Origin of the sequence: Arthrobacter sp. fls2-241-R2A-172 (assembly GCF_030208885.1) — a bacterium.
Classification (GTDB): Bacteria; Actinomycetota; Actinomycetes; order Actinomycetales; family Micrococcaceae; genus Arthrobacter.
Window position 1 is genome coordinate 392,797 of the sequence record NZ_JARVTB010000003.1, and the last position, 20,281, is coordinate 413,077.

A 20,281-nucleotide genomic window follows, 5' to 3' on the forward strand; every position below is an offset into this window, starting at 1 on the left:
TGCCCCCAAACAATGTTTGGGGGCATTTTTGTATTCACTGCTAGCTCAGGCGCTCGAACACCACCGCCATGCCCTGCCCGCCGCCCACGCACAGGGTCGCAAGCCCCAATGTCCCGTCACGCTCCTTCAAGCCATTCAGAAGCGTGCTGGTCATGCGGGCGCCGGTCATCCCAAAGGGGTGCCCCAATGCGATGGCACCGCCATGGACGTTGAGCTTGGCCGGGTCGATCCCCAGTTCACGGGCGCTGGCGAGAACCTGGACCGCGAAGGCTTCGTTGAGCTCCACCAAATCGATGTCGTCCATTGTCAGGCCGGCCAACGCGAGTGCCCGGCGGGAGGATTCCACCGGTCCCATGCCCATGAGCTCGGGGGAGAGAGCGCTCACTCCGGTCGAAACGACGCGCGCCAGGGGCTGAAGTCCAAGGTCGCGCGCCCGGGTGTCGCTCATGACCACCACGGCGGCGGCGCCATCGTTAAGGGGGCAGGCATTCCCCGCTGTCACTGTCCCGGACGCGCGGAAGACGGGCTGCAGCGCCGATACCGCTTCAAGGGTCACCCCGGCCCGGGGCGAATCGTCGCGGTCCACCATAACCCCGTCCTTGCGTGTGTACGGTGTGATGTCGCGTGAATAGAACCCCGAGGCAATGGCGGCTTCGGCACGGTTTTGGCTTAGGACGCCCCACTGGTCCTGTTCGGCCCTGCTGATGCCATAGCTTGTGGCGACGTTCTCGGCGGTCTGGCCCATGGAGATGTAGATGTCCGGCAAACGGCCGCCCAGCCTGGGGTCGGTCCACGGGATGTTTGAGGCCGCACGGGCAACTGTGCGCTGTGCGGCAGACTCGAAAAGGGGATTGTGGTTGGCGGTATCGGTTTCACCCGCTCCGGCCCAGTTCTGGTACCGCGATACGCTCTCCACCCCGGCCGAGACGATCGCGTGGGCTTCTCCGGATTTGATGGCGTGGAAGGCCATTCGCAGCGTTTGGAGGCTCGAGGCACAGAAACGGTTGATGGTGGCCGCCGGTACGCGGTCCAGCCCGGCCAGGACAGCAACCACGCGCGCCATGTTGGAGCCGGCCTCGCCGCTGGGCTCTGCACAACCGAGCAGGATGTCATCGAGTCCCTTGCCATCATCGGCTCCGGGATCGAAGTCGGGCAACTTGGCCAGGGCAGCCTGGACCATGGCGGTTGCGAGGTCGTCTGGACGTTCGTCCTTAAGCGAGCCTTTGAAGGCCCGGCCTATGGGACTCCTTGCGGTGGAAACGATGACAGCCTCAGTCATGGCCCCAGCTTACGCCCGGCATCCGGGAGGAATTGAGGGCGCCAGCGGGGTGGAACGTCAGGCCAGGCGGCGGGCGCCGGCTGCCGGTGTAACGGTGAAAATGTCCGGTGCGGTGAAGCCCGCCGCTGCGAAGGAACGCACGACGGCGTCACGCACCTGCTGCTCCTGGCCCACCGGAGTCAGGGCAATGGCCGAGCCGCCGAAACCTCCACCGGTCATGCGGGCACCAATGGCGCCGGCGGACCGGGACGTGTCCACGGCGAGGTCCAGCTCCGGGCAGGAGATCTCGAAGTCATTCCGCATGGAGGCGTGGCTGGCATCCAGCAGTGCGCCGATGGAGGCAGGACCCTGGGTGCCAAGGAATTCCACGGTTTGGAGGACCCTGTCGTTTTCAGTGACCACGTGGCGGACCCGTCGAAGGGTGGTTTCGTCCAGCAAACCGGACGCCTCCTCCAAACGCTCCACACCGACGTCGCGCAGTGCTTTGACACCGAGGATCTCGGCACCCAATTCGCAAGACGCCCGCCTGGAGGCGTAACCGCCGTCGGCATGGGAATGCGACACTTTCGTATCGATGACCAGCAGGACCAAACCTGAAGCCTGGGCATCGAAGGGGACCAGCTCCACGTGCTGGTCGCGGCAGTCCAGGAAGACGGCCTGACCCTTGGCTCCCCGCAAGGAAGCCGACTGGTCCATGATTCCCGTGGGCGCGCCAACAAAGACGTTCTCTGCACGCTGGGTAGCCAAGACCAGTTCCTCGGCGGCGAAGCCTGCTCCCGTGAGCTCGTTGAGGGCGGAAATGACGGCGCACTCAATGGCATGGGAGGAAGAAAGGCCGGCGCCCGGGGGAACATCGGAGTCGAGGAGCAGGTCGAATCCGGGGACGGTTACGTCCCGATCCTGCAAAGCCCAGGCCACCCCCAGCGGATACCGCGACCAGCCGTGGCCCGAACCCGGCTCCAAGCCGTTGAGGTCCGTCTCCACGAGGCCGTGGCCACCGAACGTGGAGAGCAGGCGCACCGTGGAGTCGTCGCGGACGCGCAGGGCCACTTTTGCTGTCTTGTCGATCGCGAAGGGCAGGACAAACCCTTCGTTGTAGTCGGTGTGCTCGCCGATGAGGTTGACCCGGCCGGGAGCCTGCCACACGCCGTCGGGAGCGGCACCAAAGACTTCCTGGAAGCGGGCGGCGAGGACGCTGGTGTCGGTGGCGGTGCTCATGCTGGGGTGCCTTCCAGGGTTTTGGCGGAGGCCGGGGCGGCAACGTTGCGCAGCCGTTCGGCGACGGCCTCCGGCGTGGTGTCGTTGATGAACGCTCCCATGGCCGCTTCTGAACCGGCCAGGTACTTGAGCTTATCGGCCGCGCGGCGGGGCGAGGTCAACTGCAGGTGGAGTTGGCCCGCAGGGCGCAGGGCCGGATCCAACGGGGCCTGGTGCCATGCGGAGATGTACGGCATGGGTGTTGGGTAGAGCAAGTCCAGCCGCTTCAACAGGTCAAGGTAGACGTGCGACAGTTCGTCCCGTTCTTCCCCGGTCAGTGCAGCCAAATCAGGGACGCTGCGGTGCGGCACCAAGTGGATCTCCAGGGGCCAGCGCGCAGCGAAAGGGACGTAGGCGCTGAAGTGTTTGGCCTCCAGGACCATCCGGCTTCCATCTTCACGTTCGGCTTTGAGGAGCGAGGCCGCCAGGGTTTCCTTCGCGTCGACGTCGTCGTAGTACTTGCGGGCGACGGCGCCCAGTTGGGCCGCACGGGGCGTCACGTAGGGGTAGGCGTAGATCTGGCCGTGGGGGTGGTGCAGGGTGACGCCGATGTCCGCACCACGGTTTTCGAACGGGAAGACCTGTTTGATCCCGGGCAGGGCGCTCAGGGCTTCCGTGCGCTGGGCCCAGGCTTCGATCACGGTGCGGGCGCGCGTTTCACCCAGTTCGGCGAACGAACCGGTGTGCTGCGGGGTGAAAGCCACCACTTCGCAGCGCCCGTATGCCACTCCCTTGGTGCCGTGGCCGCTGAGGCCCGGTGCCGGCAGGGGAGGGATGTCACCTACTGCAGGTCCGAGCGACGGGAAACGGTTTTCGAAGACCACCACGTCATAATCCGGTGCTGGGATCTCGGACGGGTTCGCAGGCGTGGTCGGGCAAATAGGGCACTGATCTGCAGGGGGCAGATGCGTCCGGGCTTGCCGATGGGCCGCTACGGCTACCCAGTCACCGGACAACGCGTCATACCTGACTTCCCCGGGCTCGCCTCGGGCGGGAAGCCCGCGGTGGTCAACCAGAGATTCGGGAGCTCGTTCCGGAGTTCCGGGGTCATCGAAATAGATCAGCTCTCGGCTGTCCGCGAGGCGGGTGCTGGTGATGCGACTCATGAATCCATCATTCCACAAGTAACCAAAAGCGCATAGTTTCTAACAAAAGCAAACATTGCTGATCGGTCCGGACCTTCTGGGATGCAGTACGGTAATGCCATGCCTGCCTCATCTGCGCCCGTTGACCAAACCGACCAGCCAGCCTCCCGTCGATTCGCCTCGGGCCGCCAATTCGAGCTCCGCAGGGACGACGCGCTCGCCGTCATTACGGAGCTCGCGGCCGGCCTTCGCCTGTACTCGCGCAAGGGTATCCCGCTGACCGAAAGCTACGGCGATGACCAGATTCCGCCCGGCGCAACAGGCATCACCCTGGCTCCCTGGGCGAACCGCATCGAAGACGGTGTCTGGTACCTCGACGGAAAGAAACAACAGCTCGACATCACCGAAGCCTCCCGCAACAATGCCAGCCACGGACTCCTCCGGAATACCGGATACACGCTGGTGGATGAGTCCGAGTTTTCCGTGACCCTGGAAGCCACCGTTTTCCCGCAACACGGGTACCCGTTCCTGGCGCGGCACCAGGTTCGTTACGAGCTGGACGAAGCCTTGGACCTCCGCGTATCGCAGACCTTGCTCAACGACTCCCCATCAGCGGCCCCCTTCGTCCTGGGCGCCCACCCGTACCTGCGCATCGGCGACGTCGCGCCGGAGGACCTGACGCTGACCGTCCACGCAAGAACCCGTCTGGTGGCTGATGACCGGCTCATCCCCAGGAGCGCCGCTGCGGCAGACGGGGAGTACGACTTTTCCGCCGGGCGCACAGTGGGCGGACTCCTGGTGGACGTCGCCTTGACGGACTTGGCGTTCGACGGCGGTGTGGCCCGCCACACGCTGACGGCAGCCGACGGCCGAAGTGTGAGCCTGGAGCAGGACAAACGCTGCCAGTACGTGCACGTCTTCGTCACCGACACCTTCCCCGGCCGTACCAGGGCGGTGGCCATAGAGCCCATGACCGGACCGGCCAACGCGTTCAACAGCGGCGATGGCCTGCGCTGGCTGGCCCCAGGCGAAGCATTCACCATGAACTGGGGCATCACGGCGTCCCTTTAGCCAGGCCCTGCCACGGCGCGGGTCGGTTTCCCATACGGCGCGGGCTGCGGAAGTATAGGTTCATGACGCCAACACCTGACGCCAGATCACGTTCTGACCGCCAAATCGCCGAAGACATCCCCTACGGGGTGCGTATTGCCGCCGCGTGGTCGTGGCGGGCAGGGTTGATCCTGCTCATGATCGGCGCCCTCGTGTGGCTGCTGGGCAAGGTCAGTTTCCTCATCATCCCCGTGATGGTGGCAGCCCTCCTGGCAGGCCTGCTTTATCCGGTGGTCGCTTGGCTGCGTCAACGGAGCATGCCCAACGGTGCTGCCGTGGCTGTCACGGTCCTGGGCTTCATCGGCGTGATCGTAGGTGCCTTGGCCCTTGTGGGCAGGCAGCTCATATCCGGCTTCGGCGAGCTTTGGCAAGAGGCCCTGATCGGAATCCAGCAGATCCAGACGTGGCTGGCAGATGGGCCGCTCCATCTCACGGCCGACCAGATCGACCAATACATTGCCGATGGTGCCAATGCCCTGCAGAACAACAGCAGCAGCATCCTGAGCGGTGCCCTGTCCTTTGGCAGCACCGCCGGGCACTTTGCGGCAGGCCTGGTCCTGGCACTGTTTATCCTGATCTTCTTCCTGCTTGAAGGCAGCCGGATCTGGGGATTCCTGGTCCGTCTGTTGCCCAAGACGGCACGCCGGGCCACGGACGGCGCAGGTCGCCGCGGCTGGACCTCGATGGTCAGTTACGTCCGCATCCAGATGTTCGTCGCGTTCGTGGACGCAGTGGGCATTGGTGTGGGTGCTGCCATCATCCAGGTTCCGCTTGCCCTGCCCCTCGCCGTCCTGGTGTTCATTGGATCCTTTATCCCCGTGGTGGGTGCCCTGGTCACCGGTGCCATCGCCGTGCTTCTCGCACTGGTAGCCAACGGACCCATCAACGCGCTGATCATGCTGGCCATCGTCCTGCTTGTCCAGCAGCTCGAAAGCCACATCCTCCAGCCGCTGGTGATGGGCAAGGCCGTAGCCCTCCACCCGGTGGCCGTGATCCTCTCGGTGGCCGCAGGCTCCTACTTGGCAGGAATTCCCGGCGCGCTGTTCGCGGTGCCGTTGCTCGCCGTAGTAAACACGGCAGTTCGCTACATTGCGGGCCGGACGTGGGAACATGATGAAGTACTGGGCGGCGTGGAGCTCCAGCAGGGCACTGCTGCAACGGCCCCGGACGGGGACGCCAACTTCAAGGACGTCAGCGTCCAAAAGCCCCCATCCCGGGCCGGTAACGGCGTCGGTGGCAAGACCAAGGTTTCAGGGAGTACCTCCGTAGAGGACCCTGCGGCCAACACCAACAAAGGAGAATAGTCAGTGAATACCCTCGAAACCCTGCCCGTCACGCTGGACGATGTCCTCAAGGCGCAGGAGCTGCTCGAGGGCATTATTACCAAGACTCCGGTGGAGTCGTCCCGTGCGTTGGGCAGCCTTGTAGGCGGAAACGTCTTTTTCAAGTGCGAGAACCTCCAGCGTGCAGGCTCCTTCAAGGTCCGTGGCGCCTACGTCCGGATGGCCCGCCTGACCGAAGACGAAAAGAAGCGCGGAGTGGTGGCGGCCTCCGCCGGAAACCACGCGCAAGGCGTGGCCGTAGCCGCTAAGAGCCTTGGCATCAATGCCAGAATCTACATGCCGCTCGGCGTTGCCCTGCCCAAACTGGCAGCAACCCGCAGCCATGGCGCCGAAGTGGTCCTGCACGGGCACAACGTGGATGAGGCATTGGCCGAAGCCCAACGCTATGCCAACGAAACCGGCGCGGTGTTCGTGCACCCCTTCGACAACGTGGACGTCGTCGCCGGGCAAGGCACCATTGGGCTCGAAATCCTGGACCAGATCCCGAACGTGGACACCATCCTCATGGGTGTCGGCGGTGGTGGGCTCCTGGCTGGCGTGGCGGTGGCCATCAAGGCCCGGGCCAAGGAACTTGGCCGGGAAATCCGGGTTATCGGCGTGCAGGCGGAAAACGCCGCAGCCTACCCTCCCTCCCTTGCAGCAGATGCACTGGTGCCGCTCAAAAAGGTCACTACGATGGCGGACGGTATCGCCGTGGGCCGGCCGGGCCAGCTTCCGTTCAGCATCATCCGGGAACTCGTCGACGACGTCGTCACCGTCAGCGAAGACTCGTTGGCCCGCGCCCTGATCTTCCTGCTCGAACGGGCAAAGATGGTGGTTGAACCTGCCGGTGCCGTCGGAGTAGCCGCACTGATGGATGGCAAGATCGAAAACCCGGGGAACACCGCCGTCGTGCTTTCCGGCGGAAACATCGATCCCATGCTGATGCTCAAAGTCATCCAGCGAGGCCTGTCGGCCGCCGGCCGGTTCATGACGGTGCGCATGATGCTGGATGACCGTCCCGGTTCGCTGGCGACCATCGCGCGGATCATCGCCGAAAACGATGCCAACGTCACCGGACTCGACCACACCCGCCTGGGAGGATCCATCAGCATGGGCGATGTCTCCATCACCATCAACCTGGAAACCAAGGGCCACGAACACGGCGAACAGGTTCTCGGTGCGCTGCGTGCCGAGGGCTTCCAGCCAATCGTGGTGCACTGACAGGGGGGCCATTGGTGCTGGGAATGCCTGAGGGGACGCCGGTAGAGGCGAAGGATTCGTTGGCCGGGCGGGCGAAGGGCGGCCTGTTGTTCATGGGCGGCTTCGTGATCCTGCTCTACGTCATCGAGTTTATTAACACGCTGATGCTTCACAGCCTCAACCGCACCTTTGGCCTGCGTTCCCGGACCCTGGATGGCGTCCTGGACATCCTGACGTTCCCGCTCCTGCACGCCAACTTCAATCACCTGCTCTCCAACACGCTGCCGCTGATCATCTTCGGATTCCTGGCGTTCATGTCCGGATTCCGTGTGTTCATCACCGCCCTGGCGTTCAGTTGGCTGGGCTCAGGACTGGCTGTGTGGCTTATCGGCGGGGGAGGGGTGACGGTGGGCGCCTCCGGGCTGGTCTTCGGACTCTTCGCATTCCTCCTGGTGCGGGGCTTCTTCAACCGCAACTGGTGGCAGATCCTGCTCTCCGTGGTGCTCTTCATGGCCTACGGCAGCATCCTTTTGGGGGTGCTTCCCACGGTCATGGGGTACATCTCCTGGCAGGCACACCTCGGCGGAGCTGTCGGCGGCGTGATTGCGGCCGTCCTGTTACGCCCTAAAGCGCAGCCCGCAGCAACTTTCTGACCGCCGGCAAGGTGGCAAAGGAAACGCCGGGCCGCCCCGGGAAGGGGCGGACCGGCGTCGTTGGTTAAGGCGTTGCAGCTTAGCCGGCGTAGGGCTTCGCGGAAACGATCTCCACCGGGATTTCCTTGCCGTTGGGGGCAACGTAGCTCAGTTTCTCGCCCTCTTTGTGGCCGATGATGGCAGCGCCCAAGGGGGACTTTTCGCTGAAAACATCAATATCCGAATCCCCGGCGATTTCGCGGGAGCCGAGCAGGAACTTCTCTTCGTCGCCGGCAATGCGGGCAACAACCAGCATGCCGGGTTCAACGATGCCGTCGTCGGCAGGTGCTTCGCCCACCTGGGCATCGCGCAGAAGTGCAGTGAGCTGTCGGATGCGGGCCTCAATCTTGCCCTGCTCCTCCTTGGCTGCGTGGTAGCCGCCGTTCTCCTTGAGGTCGCCCTCCTGGCGGGCAGCTTCGATCTTCTGGACGATATCCGCCCGGCCAGCGCCGGAAAGGTGGTCCAGCTCAGCCGTCAAGCGATCGAATGCTTCCTGGGTAAGCCAAGCTGCAGTGGCGCTGTTGGTGGTAGACACGGATTTCTCCTCTTGATCTGACAATGCAAAAGACCCCGCCTAGGTGGCCACTCGTGGAACTCAGTAACCAACTTAACGGGGTGAAGGTTTCATCCATTGTAGTAAATCCTCTGGACGAACCCAAACCGGTTGAGTCGTGGGTCACACGATTGTTATTTTCCGCTGTCCACGATCCAGCAATTATCCACGACGCCGGACACCGCCGGGGACTCGGTGCGCAGGATGGTCCGCTGTACGGTGGTCCGGCCGCCATCGGCGCTTTGCTCGGGCTGGTTGGGGCCGATTTCCACCACTTTCCACCCCACTACGGCGAACTTGGAATCCATGGCCTTGATGGCGCACTTTGCCGTGGCGCCCGGACTCTTGGTGACCTGGTAGTCCACCTCTGCCTGGGTCCCATCCACCGTGCTGTACCCGATATCTTTGAAGGTGACGGGGGCTGTGGCCGAGGACGTGGCAACCCACGCCGCGAACGCAATACCAACGATCAGTGCCACGAGGACGATGATCCGCTTGGTTTTGCGGGTCATGGCGTGCTTTTGGCCGCCGTAGCGATTGGCTAGGCTGGTGCTTGCCGGTACGTGGGTGGCCGATAGGTCCTCTGAAGTCACCCATCCAGTTTAGTGCCGATCCCGGCGCCCGCTCACCGCCCACAAGTCCGTACCACAAACCCGTTATACGAAAGAGGAGCCGTCACGTGACAGCGTCCAGCAGTTCCGACCACCAGCTGAGGCTGCTCGCCGTCCACGCCCACCCGGATGATGAGTCCAGCAAGGGCGCGGCGACCATGGCAATGTATGCCGCGGCCGGAGTGGACGTCATGGTTGCCACGTGCACGGACGGCTCGCGGGGAGATATCCAGAATCCCGCCATGGAGGATGCTCCGCACCCCAAGCGCGACATGGCCGGTGCGCGGCGCCTGGAAATGGCGAACGCAGCGGCAGTCCTCGGCATCAAGCAACGGTGGCTGGGCTTCGTGGACTCAGGCTTGCCTGAAGGTGACCCGCTTCCTGCGCTCCCTGCAGGGTGCTTCGCCCTGCAGCCTTTGGAGCGGGCCACAGCGCCGCTGGTCCGCCTGGTCCGGAATTTCAAGCCCCACGTCATCCTCAGCTATGACGAAAATGGAGGGTACCCGCACCCGGACCACATCATGGCCCACAAGGTGGCTGTGGAAGCCTTCGAAGCCGCAGGCGACGCTGACCGGTACCCGGGGCTGGGGGAGCCGTGGGCGCCGAGCAAGCTCTACTACGACCGTGCATTCAGCCCCGAACGCTTCCGGGCATTGCACTTCGCCCTGGAAGAGGCCGGCCTGCAGTCCCCGTATGCCGAGCGGCTCGCTGCTTGGCTGGAAGCTGACGCCGAGGGGCACACCCCGCCGGTACCGGCCCACCAGACAACCACCCAGGTGGATTGCGGGGACTTCTTCGAGGCCCGGGACGACGCCCTGCGCGCTCACCGAACCCAGATCGACCCGCTGGGGTTCTTCTTCGCTGTGTCACCGGAGCTGCAGCGAAAGGTATGGCCGTGGGAGGACTACACCCTGGTCACTTCGCGGGTCCCGTCCGAACTGCCGGAGAAGGACCTCTTCGCGGGGATAAGATAGGAACGCCGCCAGTTTCTATCGCTCGTAGAAATTGCATCTGCTCCCATAGAAGGTTTGAACGTGCACCACTTGCTACTCGCCCTGACCGTTACTCCGTCGCCCGATCCTACGGGCACGCTGCGGCCTGGCCTGTCCGAGGATCAGGTGACGCCGGGTACTTGGGGCTTCGTCCTGACGGCCTTCATCGTGATCCTCACGACCTTCCTGATTGTGGACATGGTGCGACGTATCCGCCGTGTCCGCTATCGGGCGCAGGTGGAGGAAGCCCGCATGGCTGCCGAGGCCGGCGACCAGGCGGACGAGAACGGCGACGCCGGGCCGGGTACCCGCTGACGCGGTAATCGCTGACGCAGGGCTTCGGGTGGTCAATTCGGGTGGCTGTGCAACCAGCTAGCTCAGTACTGCCACCATGATGGCGATGAAGTGTGCCGCGAAGGCCAGCACGGTGAAAGCGTGGAAGAGTTCGTGGAACCCGAAATGGGTGGCGCTGAAGTTTGGCCTTTTGATGCCGTAGAACACCGCTCCGGCGATATACAGCGCACCACCGACGCAGATGAGGACCGCCGCGGCGGCATTTGCCGCAAAAAACTGCGGCAGGTAGAACAGTGCGCCGCAGCCCAAGGCGATGTAGACGGGGACGTAGAGCCACCGTGGAGCTCCGGTCCAGAGGATCCGGAAAAGTACCCCGACTATTGCCCCGGACCACACGAGCCACAGCAAGGTGACGGCTTCGGAGCGTTCAAGGAGCGACCAGGCCAGTGGGGTGTAGCTGCCTGCGATCACCAGCATGATGTTGGTGTGGTCCAAACGTTTAAGGACCATCTTGACCCGGGGTGACCAGTTTCCGCGGTGGTAAACGGCGCTGACGCCAAAGAGCAGGAACCCTGTCAGCGCATAGATGGCCGAGGTGACCTTGCGGTCGGGAGTGGGTGCGACTGCCACCAAAATGATCCCGGCGGCCAACGCGAAAGGAGCGGCGACGGCGTGGATCCATCCACGCCAGAGGGGCTTGGTTTCGACGAGCTCAGCCATGGTTCAAGAATAACTTACGTTCCGGTAAGTTACCGCAGGGTAACCTGCGTCGGAGGATTTTGACCCGAGACTGCACCGGCTCGACGGCTGGGGCGGGTAGCCTTGGATGTGCGTCGTCGTCGTACAAGCAAGGAAGTCAGGTGAGAGTCCGGTGGAGCTGCCCGGTTTCCTCTATGGCTTTTACGAGCGCAAGTTGCTGCGCTCACTCAAGCAGGACCAGATCCCGCGGCATATTGGCGTAATGGTGGACGGTAACCGCAGGTGGGCCCGCCAGTTCAACGCTCCAACGAGCCAAGGGCATCAGGCTGGGGCGGACAAGATCCACGAATTCCTGGGCTGGTGCCAGGAGCTCGGCGTCAAGGTCGTGACGCTCTACATGCTCTCCACGGACAACATGAACCGCTCCGGTGAAGAACTGGACCTGCTCATGGGCATCATTGCCAACACCATGGACCGCCTCGACGAGGACGAAGACGTCTCGGTCCACGCCATGGGCGCACCTGAGCTGCTCCCGGACTACCTCGCCGAACGGCTCAACAAACTGACGTCCCGGACGCCTGTCCATGAAAAGATCCACGTCAACGTAGCAGTGGGTTACGGTGGTCGACGCGAAATTGTCGACGCCGTGCGGGAACTGCTGCACGATGCTGCCGCCAAGGGACGCACCATGACGGAGGTCGCAGATGAACTTTCGGTGGACGACATTTCACGCTTCCTCTACACCCGCGGCCAGCCCGATCCGGACCTGGTGATCCGCACGTCCGGCGAGCAGCGGCTCTCCGGCTTCCTCATGTGGCAGAGCGCGTACAGCGAGTTCTATTTCTGCGAAGCCCTGTGGCCTGCTTTCCGCAAGGTCGATTTCCTGCGTGCGCTCAGGGATTATGCCGGGCGCCAGCGCCGGTACGGAACCTAGCCGCCGTCGGGTTCACCGAAAATTAACGAGACGGACATGCGACTTGCCGACGACGGATTGCGGAAATGAATGTGTCCGGGATTACGTTAATCCCATCAGCAGGCAAAACCGCCCGCTGATCGGGGAGGCCAGTACATGGAGCGGAACATCGCACCAGTTACATGGGAGGCCACGCCCGGCCTTCCGGCCGAGCCGCTTCACCATTAGGCCGGGCGACCGCCCGGGGCTGGAGTCGATGTGGCTATTTCTGAGCAACTGCCCGCAATGGTTTCCGACGGGGAAAGTGCAGCTACCTCTCGCGCCAAGCGCGTCCCACAAAAAGCGCAGACCGTCACGTCCGCCACAGGCCGCAGCTACGTGATCGACACGTCAGTCCTGCTTTCGGACCCACACGCGTTATTGCGCTTCGCTGAACACGAAGTCATCGTCCCGATTGTTGTCATCAGCGAACTCGAAGGCAAACGCCACGATCCCGAACTGGGCTACTTCGCCCGGAAAGCGCTCAGGCTCCTGGACGACCTCCGGATCGAACACGGCGGTTTGGACCACCCCATTCCGATCGGGTCCGACGGCGGAATCCTCCGGGTGGAAATGAACCACATCTCCCCGGACGTCCTGCCGGCAGGGTTCCGCGGGGGAGACAACGACAGCCGCATCCTGGCGGTGGCGAAGAACCTGGCCAACGAAGGCCACAACGTCACGGTTGTCTCCAAGGACCTGCCCATGCGCGTCAAAGCATCTGCCATGGGCCTGAATGCCGACGAGTACCGCAACGAGCTGGTCAAAGATTCCGGCTGGACTGGCATGGCCGAGGTGGAAGCCAACGACGACGAAATCACCACGCTCTACGGACACGAGCCCGTCTTCATCCCTGCCGCGGCCGAACTCCCGGTCAACACCGGGTTGGTCCTGCTCTCCAACCGCGGCTCCGCCCTTGGCCGCGTGGGGGCCGACAAGCAGGTCCGCCTGGTCAAGGGCGACCGCGACGTCTTTGGACTCCACGGTCGCTCAGCCGAACAACGGCTTGCCATCGACATGCTCATGGACCCATCGGTGGGCATCGTATCGATCGGTGGCCGGGCAGGCACTGGTAAGTCGGCCTTGGCGCTCTGTGCGGGCCTGGAAGCCGTCCTGGAACGCCGCGAGCACCGGAAGGTTGTAGTGTTCCGGCCCCTGTACGCGGTGGGCGGACAGGAACTGGGCTACCTCCCGGGCTCCGAGTCCGAAAAGATGAACCCCTGGGCGCAGGCTGTGTTCGATACCTTGGGCGCACTGGTCAGCCAGGAAGTGGTGGAAGAAGTCATGGACCGGGGCATGCTCGAGGTCCTTCCCCTCACCCACATCCGCGGACGCTCACTGCACGACGCCTTCGTGATCGTCGACGAAGCCCAGTCCTTGGAGAAGAACGTCCTGCTCACCGTGATGAGCCGGATCGGCCAAAACTCCAAGATCGTCCTCACCCATGATGTGGCCCAGCGCGACAACCTCCGCGTCGGCAGGCACGACGGCGTTGCGGCCGTCGTCGAGACGCTCAAGGGTCATCCGTTGTTCGGCCACATCACGCTGACGCGCTCCGAACGCTCGCCGATTGCTGCCTTGGTGACGGAGTTGCTCGAAGGGGCTGAAATCTAAGTCCTGGGGCCGCGCCGTCGCGCCGTTAGAGGCCCAGGTACGTTTTCAGTGCTTCGTGGCCTTGGACTTGGAGGGTCCAGTCCGGGCGTTTGAACGTGGTGGGAGTGAGCCTGACTTTTTGGACTTCCTCGACCTTCTCGCCCCAGGCATGGCGGAAGGTGCCGTTGGGTTCGTAGCCCAGGCTCGTCGAGACTCCCAAGGACTGCTTGTTCCAGACGGCGGCCTCGGACTCGGCGATCTCCGCGTTCAGGTAGTCAAAGGCATAACCCACGACGGCGGAACGCATCTCCTTGCCGAAGCCGCGGCCCTGCGCGGACTGCTTGAGCCACGAGCCTGTGCTGACTGTCCTCAGGGTGGCGAAGTCCTTGGCACCAAGGTCCTGGACGCCGAGGAACTCTTCCTCGTGCCAGACCGCGAGCAGCATGGTCCACGAATCCGGCGTGAAGTTGGCGCGGCACCGCCAGTACCACTGGGCCATATTGGGTGCCAGTTCGTCCTTCGGCAGTTCGGCCCACGGGGTGCTGAACGGGCTCTTGCCGGCCTCGTGGATACCGGAGCGGGCGGCAGCCACAGCGGAGGGGATATCCGCGTCCATAACGGCGCGCAGGGAGAGCCTCGGGGTGGTGAGGATGAGTCCGAACGGGGGCCAGATGTTTGCCAGCGATGTCATCGCCGTAGCTTAGCCCGTCGGCAATGCGTGGGCGAGTCAAGCGCTCGGATCAGGCGGCGGGGCCGATGTCCCAGGGAATGTGGCGCCTCACGTCGGTGAGGTTCATGGATTCCGCAAGGAAGAGATCGTCCAGCATGTACTCATCGACTCCCAGGATCCGGAGCCAGTGGCCCTTGCCGGATGTCTCCCCGTCGAGGCTCTGGCTGGCAACACAAACTCCGGTACCGACGTCGACCCTTAGCAGTGTCCGTCCAGGGTGGACCAGCGGCTCCTTGGGGTCCGAGGGGACGTAGGTCCGGCTGGGCGTTACGATCGTTTCCAGTGCCGGCCGGCCCTCATGGTCCACCTCCCGCGGCTCGTCCAGGAACACCCTGTTGGTATCGGGAAATTCGATCGGGACCGGAGCGTTACCGGCAAGTTCCACGGGGTCGAGTGCAGCGGCGAGCCGGCCATTGCCAAACGCAGGCTCGCCGTAGGCGGCCTCGGGTCGGCGCCGGACCAAACCGGCGTCGTCATAGACCGGTGTAACAAGGTGCGGCGGGAGCAACCACGAACGGCGCGTAGCGCTGACGTAGAAGTCATCACGGGAATCGTTGATGCCTGTGGTGCTGTGCAGCAGTTGGCCGTCAGGAGTTTCAAGGCGGAGGGCACCCGGACGCCGAAGCCAGGCCCGGACCATGGTGGCCCCGGTCCCTGGCCGCTCGAGGTATTCGAAACGGAGGGTGGTCCACTTCCACGGCGAAGAACGGCAAAGATTCCGGAATGTGGAGGACAGGTCAGAAGCCTGTCCGCCTGCACTGAATCGCCCCATATCCACAGTTTACCTAGGGGTCCAAGCGGTCCGGGAAGCCAAAGCGGGATAGCATCACGAAGGTGATCCGACGACTCTCCGACCTCTGGGACGACAGCCCGCTGGCCTTCTGGCTGGTCGCCGTGGCATGCCTGTACTTCCTGGTGATGGCCGTGCGGCTCACGGTGATTGACGTCCGGAGCCACCTGCTGCCCAACCGCATCGTGTTCCCGTCCTACGCAGTGGCCGGGTTGCTCCTGCTGGGGGCAGCCCTCGCAGCATCCATTGCCGGCATCGACCCGCATCCCACAGGCGACCTCCTTGGAGTTCCTGGCCTCGGCGTACTTACCGGGGGAGTTGGGCTCTGGCTGTTCTACTTTGTGCTCCGGCTGATTCACCCGCCCGGGATGGGATTCGGGGACGTCAAACTCGCGGGGGTACTGGGCCTGTACCTGGGGTACCTGGGATGGGCGCACCTCTTTGCCGGAACGTTTGCGGCATTCCTGCTGGGTGGGCTGTGGAGCCTGGCCATCCTGTTGAGCCGGAAGGGAAACCTGCGCTCGGCCATTCCCTTCGGACCGTTCATGCTGGCTGGTGCCGCGGCCGCCATGGTGCTGTTGCCCGCCTAAGGCTAGCCTGTCAGCAAAGACAACGGGCCTTGATGACTAAAGAAGACTGAGACCTGCTGAGGAGGATGCCGGGACAATGGGTGCACCCGAGTTCGTGCTCAAACTAAGGGAAAAGATCGGCAACGATGCCCTCTGGCTGCCCGCCGTCCGCGGAGTGGTCTTCAACGATGATGGACAGGTGCTGCTGGGCCAACGTGCCGACAATGGCCACTGGGCGCTCATCACCGGCATGCTGGAGCCCGGGGAACACCCTGCACCCGGTTTGGTGCGAGAGATCTTCGAGGAGACGGCGGTCGTGGCACGGACCGAGCGAATCATCGGTGTAGGAGTCGTGGGGCCAATAACGTTCCCGAATGGCGATGTCTGCGACTTTTTGGACATCACGTTCCGCTGCAGATACGTGTCAGGAGAAGCGCGGGTCAACGACGACGAATCCCTTGCCGTCGGCTGGTTCGGCCTGGAAGAACTCCCCGAAATGAGCGCAGGGAACCTTGAAGCCATCAGGCTTGCCACGGAGCCCGAAGGCCCCGTGGCATACCAGCCGGAGGATGAGGGCTACTGACGCCCAGCGTCCGCGGTGGGACGATCGTCGTCGAGCTCTGTGGAAGCCGCCAGGCTGGCTTCGAGCTGCGCAGTCTCCAAGCGCTCCGCTTCAAGCCTCTCAGCCTCGGCGCCACCCACGGCCTCTCCACGGGCCACCATTCCCGCGGTGTCTGAGAGGGGAATCTGCTTCAGTGTGATGGCCAGGAGCAGTGCGATGGCGATGAAGGGCACGAGGTACCAGAACACGGGAGCCAGGGAGTTCGCATAAGCGTTGACGATCGCATCCCGCAGTTGCTCAGGCAGTTGCGCCAGAGCCTGCGGATCCAGGGTGCTGGTGGACTGGGACGCTTGTTCAGTTGACGCGCCTGCGCCCTTGAAGGCGTCCGTGAGGGACTCTGCCAGGCGGTTGGTGAAGATCGAACCGAACACTGCAACACCCAGCGAGGCACCCACTTCACGGAAGTAGTTGTTGGTGCTGGTCGCGGTACCGATTTGGTCAGCCGGAACGGAGTTCTGCACCACCAGCACGATGACCTGCATGATGAGGCCCAGACCTGCACCGAAGATGAAGAGCTGGACGCAGATCACCCAGATAGGCGTGGCAGCGGTCAACGTGGTCAGCCACAACATGGCCGCAATGGTCAACGACGCACCCAGGATGGGGAACATCTTGTACTTGCCGGTCTTGGAAATGCGGATACCGGAGTAGATGGAAGTGCCCATCAGGCCCACCATCATGGGCAGCATCAGCAGGCCGGACTCGGCAGCGGACGTCCCGGAGGACATCTGCAGGAAGGTGGGCACGAAGGCGATTGCTGCGAACATGCCCAGGCCCAAGGTGAATCCGATGGCCGTCGCATTGATGAAGATGGGGTTCTTGAAGAGACTGAGCGGAATGATCGGGTCCTCCGCGCGGCGTTCAGTCATCACGAAAGCCACTGCTGCCAGGACCATGCCCGCCCCGAAAGCCCAGGTGAGCGGGGAATCCCAGCCTTCATCCTTCTTGCCGCCAAAGTCCGTGAAGAAGATCAGGCAGGTGGTGGCGGCGGAAAGGAATACGACACCGAGGATGTCGATCTTCTTTTCGGCCTTCTTGTTGGGCAGCGTCAGGGTAAACCAGGCGGTGATGAAGGCGGCGATGCCAATGGGGATGTTGATGTAGAAGGCCCATTCCCAGGTGAGGTGGTCCACGAAGAAGCCGCCCAGGAGGGGGCCCGCAACGGCGGAGAGGCCGAAGATCGCGCCCAGGGGTCCCATGTACTTTCCGCGTTCTTTGGCAGGAACAATGTCAGCGATGATGGCCTGCGACAGGATCATCAAACCGCCGCCGCCCAATCCCTGAATGGCGCGGAAGATCACGAAGCCCCAGAAATCCGTGGCGAACGCGCAGCCCACGGAAGCCAGGGTGAACAGGGCGATCGCAACCAGGAACAGGTTTCGGCGCCCAAGGATGTCACCGAACTTGCCATAAATGGGCATCACGATGGTTGTTGCCAGCAGGTAGGCGGTGGTGATCCAGGCCTGGTGTTCCACGCCGCCCAGCTTGCCCACGATGGTGGGCATGGCCGTGGAGACGATGGTCTGGTCCAGGCTGGACAAAAGCATGCCGGCGATGAGTGCGGAGAAGATGATCCAAATGCGTTTCTGGGTCAGCAGCAGTGGCTCTGCCGCTTTGGATAAGGTGCTCATGCGGGGTCCTTTGAGGTTTCAAGGGGGTTGGGTCCCAGCTGGTGGCACGTGGCCAGCGGCTGGGCAAAGAGTTTGCGTGCGGCGTTGAGGTTCTGTTCGAGGATCGCGCGGTACGGGCGGGTGTTGTCCTCCGAAAAGAACTGCTGGGCTGTCTTCTTCGAGACAGCCCCGAACAACACGGTGGCCGTCATGACTTCGGGATGATCGGGTTCCAGCCCTTCACGGGCGGCAACGAGCCCGGCGAATTGGCGCTCGCGGGCTTCCCCTTCAAGGGTGAGCCGGGCCAGGAGCTGGGGCTCGGCCGTGATGGCTGCGATGAACTGTTGAACCTCGGTGCGGCTGATGGATGAACGCTCCATCAGGGTCACGGTGAGGACATGCAACGCAGCGAGGAGCGTTTCCGAAATGCTGTCCGGCGTTCGGGACGGATTCTGGTTGAACGCGTCCAGGGCATCTGTCGGCAGCTCGTCGGAAAACGAACCGATCACAGCGTCTTCCTTGGAATGGAAGTAGTTGAAGAACGTCCGGCGCGAAATCCCGGCCGCTTCGCAGACCTCTTCGACCGTGAAACCGTTGAGGCCATGCTCAGCGGTCAAGGAACGTGCGACGGCGGTGATCGCCGTTCGCGTGGCAGCCCGCTTGCGCTCGCGGAGGCCGCCGTCGATATTTGCACTATTGCTCACAAAGTAAAGTTTTGCACTCTTGTATCAAGAGTGCAAAATATTTTCCTGTGTCATCTCCCACACGTGGTCAAACTTCCGGGGACGACGACGGCCGGCACCCTTCGTGCGGAAGGGTACCGGCCGTCGTCGTACTTCAGGGATGAACCGGAAGGCTATGCCTTGTGGGCGGGGGAGGTCATGGTGGTGACGTCCAGGGCCTTGTCGAGATCAGCCTCGGAGACCTTGCCTTCACCCTCGCCGACGAAGCCGAGCTTCTCGGTGGCCTGGCGGATTGTCAGGCCTTCCTTGACGGCGATCTTGGCGATCTTGGCGGCGTTCTCGTAGCCGATGTACTTGTTCAGCGGCGTCACGATGGACGGTGAAGCCTCGGCCAGGAAGCGGGCGCGCTCCACGTTGGCGGTAATGCCGTCGATCATTTTGTCGGCCATGACGCGGCTGGTGTTGGCCAGCAGGCGGATGGACTCGAGCAGGTTGGCGGCCATGACGGGGATACCGACGTTCAGTTCGAAAGCGCCGTTGGTGCCGGACCAGGCGATGGCGGTGTCGTTGCCGATGACCTGGGCGCACACCATGATGGAAGCTTCGCAGATGACCGGGTTGACCTTGCCCGGCATGATGGATGAGCCCGGCTGGAGGTCCGGGATGGCGATTTCGCCGAGACCCGTGTTGGGGCCCGAGCCCATCCAGCGGAGGTCGTTGTTGATCTTCATGAAGGAGATCGCGATGTTGCGCAGCTGGCTGGAGCCCTCGATCAGGCCATCGCGGTTTGCCTGGGCTTCGAAGTGGTCGCGTGCCTCGGTCAGCGGAAGGCCGGTGTCGGCTGCGAGGAGTTCGATGACGCGCTCCGGGAAGCCGGCCGGGGTGTTGATGCCGGTGCCCACGGCGGTGCCGCCCAGGGGAACCTCGGCGACGCGGGGGAGTGCGGCGTTGATGCGCTCAATGCCGTAGCGGACCTGCGCGGCGTAGCCACCGAATTCCTGGCCCAGCATGACCGGTGTTGCATCCATGAGGTGGGTGCGGCCGGACTTGACGACGTCCTTGAACTCAACGGCCTTGCGGTCCAGGGATGCTGCCAGGTACTCCAGCGCCGGGATCAGGTCATTGATCAGGGCCGAGGTGGCGGCAACGTGGACCGAGGTCGGGAAGACGTCGTTGGAGGACTGCGAAGCGTTCACGTGGTCGTTCGGGTGGACAACTTTGTCACTCCCGGCTGCTGCCAGTGCACGCGAAGCGAGCTCGGCGATGACCTCGTTGGTGTTCATGTTGGAGGAAGTACCCGAACCGGTCTGGAAGACGTCGATCGGGAAGTCGCCGTCGTACTTGCCGGATGCAACCTCATCGGCAGCTGCGGCGATGGCCTCGGCGAGCTCACCATCGAGCACCCCCAGTTCGGCGTTTGCCAGTGCAGCCGCCTTCTTGACGCGGGCAAGGGCTTCGATGTGGGTGCGCTCAAGCGTCTTGCCGGAGATCGGGAAGTTCTCCACAGCACGCTGCGTCTGGGCGCGGTACAGGGCGTTCACGGGGACGCGAACTTCGCCCATCGTGTCATGTTCAATACGGAACTCAGTGGTGGAAGTCATGGGGCTAGCTTATGGCGATTGGCCGCCTCACTGA

General features: G+C 63.4%; 21 protein-coding genes. 10 read left to right on the plus strand and 11 right to left on the minus strand.

Features of this window, described 5'->3' with window-relative positions:
• Positions 1 to 40 precede the first annotated feature (40 nt).
• Genes QRM57_RS07355 through galT form a run of 3 tightly spaced genes read right to left on the minus strand, consistent with a single transcriptional unit; the run spans position 41 to position 3,642 of the window.
• Complete coding sequence (locus QRM57_RS07355; protein WP_284986108.1) at positions 41 to 1,279, minus strand: acetyl-CoA C-acetyltransferase; 1,239 nt, start codon at positions 1,277 to 1,279, stop codon at positions 41 to 43.
• A gap of 57 nt (positions 1,280 to 1,336) precedes the next feature.
• Positions 1,337 to 2,497, minus strand: coding sequence for a galactokinase (galK, locus tag QRM57_RS07360; RefSeq protein ID WP_284986109.1), 1,161 nt, complete (start codon positions 2,495 to 2,497; stop codon positions 1,337 to 1,339).
• Positions 2,494 to 3,642, minus strand: a complete 1,149-nt coding sequence (gene galT / locus QRM57_RS07365) for a galactose-1-phosphate uridylyltransferase (protein WP_284986110.1) — start codon at positions 3,640 to 3,642, stop codon at positions 2,494 to 2,496. The genes galK and galT overlap by 4 nt, the downstream gene beginning before the upstream one ends.
• A 99-nt stretch (positions 3,643 to 3,741) precedes the next feature.
• Here galT and QRM57_RS07370 point away from each other — a divergent pair, with 99 nt between their 5' ends.
• The 4 genes from QRM57_RS07370 (at position 3,742) to QRM57_RS07385 (ending at position 7,909) form a co-directional block, all read left to right on the plus strand.
• Positions 3,742 to 4,692 (plus strand): aldose 1-epimerase family protein, encoded by a 951-nt coding sequence (locus QRM57_RS07370; protein WP_284986111.1) that lies wholly within the window; start codon positions 3,742 to 3,744, stop codon positions 4,690 to 4,692.
• A gap of 62 nt (positions 4,693 to 4,754) precedes the next feature.
• Positions 4,755 to 6,035, plus strand: a complete 1,281-nt coding sequence (locus QRM57_RS07375) for an AI-2E family transporter (RefSeq protein WP_284986112.1) — start codon at positions 4,755 to 4,757, stop codon at positions 6,033 to 6,035.
• A 3-nt stretch (positions 6,036 to 6,038) separates the two neighbouring features.
• Positions 6,039 to 7,277, plus strand: coding sequence for a threonine ammonia-lyase (ilvA, locus tag QRM57_RS07380; protein WP_026542826.1), 1,239 nt, complete (start codon positions 6,039 to 6,041; stop codon positions 7,275 to 7,277).
• A 23-nt stretch (positions 7,278 to 7,300) separates the two neighbouring features.
• On the plus strand, positions 7,301 to 7,909 hold the full coding sequence (locus tag QRM57_RS07385; protein ID WP_257368693.1) for a rhomboid family intramembrane serine protease: 609 nt from the start codon (positions 7,301 to 7,303) through the stop codon (positions 7,907 to 7,909).
• A 79-nt stretch (positions 7,910 to 7,988) separates the two neighbouring features.
• Here the strand turns inward: QRM57_RS07385 and greA are convergent, their stop codons facing one another.
• Both greA and QRM57_RS07395 read right to left on the minus strand, forming a co-directional pair.
• Positions 7,989 to 8,483 carry a transcription elongation factor GreA gene (gene greA / locus QRM57_RS07390; RefSeq protein WP_257368692.1) on the minus strand — a complete coding sequence of 165 codons (495 nt, stop codon included), beginning with the start codon at positions 8,481 to 8,483 and terminating at the stop codon, positions 7,989 to 7,991.
• Positions 8,484 to 8,635: 152 nt separating this feature from the next.
• Entirely contained in the window at positions 8,636 to 9,094 is a 459-nt protein-coding gene (locus QRM57_RS07395; RefSeq protein ID WP_257368690.1) for a DUF4307 domain-containing protein, read from the minus strand.
• A gap of 86 nt (positions 9,095 to 9,180) precedes the next feature.
• On the opposite strand from QRM57_RS07395, the gene mca reads away from it, so the two are divergent.
• Both mca and QRM57_RS07405 read left to right on the plus strand, forming a co-directional pair.
• The gene (gene mca / locus QRM57_RS07400) at positions 9,181 to 10,086 is read left to right on the plus strand and encodes a mycothiol conjugate amidase Mca (RefSeq protein WP_257368689.1); all 906 of its coding nucleotides are present in this window, start codon (positions 9,181 to 9,183) and stop codon (positions 10,084 to 10,086) included.
• A gap of 60 nt (positions 10,087 to 10,146) precedes the next feature.
• Positions 10,147 to 10,419 carry a hypothetical protein gene (locus QRM57_RS07405; protein WP_257368688.1) on the plus strand — a complete coding sequence of 91 codons (273 nt, stop codon included), beginning with the start codon at positions 10,147 to 10,149 and terminating at the stop codon, positions 10,417 to 10,419.
• 57 nt (positions 10,420 to 10,476) lie between these two features.
• Here QRM57_RS07405 and trhA read toward each other — a convergent pair whose 3' ends face one another.
• Positions 10,477 to 11,118, minus strand: coding sequence for a PAQR family membrane homeostasis protein TrhA (trhA, locus tag QRM57_RS07410; protein ID WP_284986113.1), 642 nt, complete (start codon positions 11,116 to 11,118; stop codon positions 10,477 to 10,479).
• A gap of 106 nt (positions 11,119 to 11,224) precedes the next feature.
• Here trhA and QRM57_RS07415 point away from each other — a divergent pair, with 106 nt between their 5' ends.
• Both QRM57_RS07415 and phoH2 read left to right on the plus strand, forming a co-directional pair.
• The gene (locus tag QRM57_RS07415; RefSeq protein ID WP_257368684.1) at positions 11,225 to 12,031 is read left to right on the plus strand and encodes an isoprenyl transferase; all 807 of its coding nucleotides are present in this window, start codon (positions 11,225 to 11,227) and stop codon (positions 12,029 to 12,031) included.
• Between the two features lie 237 nt (positions 12,032 to 12,268).
• Positions 12,269 to 13,663: an RNA 5'-3' helicase PhoH2 gene (gene phoH2, locus QRM57_RS07420; RefSeq protein ID WP_257368683.1), complete on the plus strand. Its 1,395-nt coding sequence runs from the start codon at positions 12,269 to 12,271 to the stop codon at positions 13,661 to 13,663.
• A gap of 25 nt (positions 13,664 to 13,688) precedes the next feature.
• On the opposite strand, the gene QRM57_RS07425 is transcribed toward phoH2, so the two are convergent.
• Positions 13,689 to 14,333 carry a GNAT family N-acetyltransferase gene (locus tag QRM57_RS07425; RefSeq protein WP_284986114.1) on the minus strand — a complete coding sequence of 215 codons (645 nt, stop codon included), beginning with the start codon at positions 14,331 to 14,333 and terminating at the stop codon, positions 13,689 to 13,691.
• 49 nt (positions 14,334 to 14,382) lie between these two features.
• Entirely contained in the window at positions 14,383 to 15,144 is a 762-nt protein-coding gene (locus QRM57_RS07430; RefSeq protein WP_284986115.1) for a hypothetical protein, read from the minus strand.
• A gap of 62 nt (positions 15,145 to 15,206) precedes the next feature.
• Here QRM57_RS07430 and QRM57_RS07435 point away from each other — a divergent pair, with 62 nt between their 5' ends.
• Positions 15,207 to 15,752, plus strand: coding sequence for a prepilin peptidase (locus QRM57_RS07435; protein WP_284986116.1), 546 nt, complete (start codon positions 15,207 to 15,209; stop codon positions 15,750 to 15,752).
• A gap of 76 nt (positions 15,753 to 15,828) precedes the next feature.
• Positions 15,829 to 16,314: an NUDIX hydrolase gene (locus QRM57_RS07440; protein WP_284986117.1), complete on the plus strand. Its 486-nt coding sequence runs from the start codon at positions 15,829 to 15,831 to the stop codon at positions 16,312 to 16,314.
• Here QRM57_RS07440 and QRM57_RS07445 read toward each other — a convergent pair.
• The 3 genes from QRM57_RS07445 to QRM57_RS07455 form a co-directional block, all read right to left on the minus strand.
• Positions 16,308 to 17,984: an MDR family MFS transporter gene (locus tag QRM57_RS07445; RefSeq protein WP_284986118.1), complete on the minus strand. Its 1,677-nt coding sequence runs from the start codon at positions 17,982 to 17,984 to the stop codon at positions 16,308 to 16,310. The genes QRM57_RS07440 and QRM57_RS07445 overlap by 7 nt on opposite strands.
• The gene (locus tag QRM57_RS07450) at positions 17,981 to 18,667 is read right to left on the minus strand and encodes a TetR/AcrR family transcriptional regulator (protein ID WP_284986119.1); all 687 of its coding nucleotides are present in this window, start codon (positions 18,665 to 18,667) and stop codon (positions 17,981 to 17,983) included. Before QRM57_RS07450 ends, QRM57_RS07445 begins: the two co-directional genes overlap by 4 nt.
• A 152-nt stretch (positions 18,668 to 18,819) precedes the next feature.
• Positions 18,820 to 20,247, minus strand: coding sequence for a class II fumarate hydratase (locus QRM57_RS07455; RefSeq protein WP_211713145.1), 1,428 nt, complete (start codon positions 20,245 to 20,247; stop codon positions 18,820 to 18,822).
• Between the last annotated feature and the right edge of the window lie 34 nt (positions 20,248 to 20,281).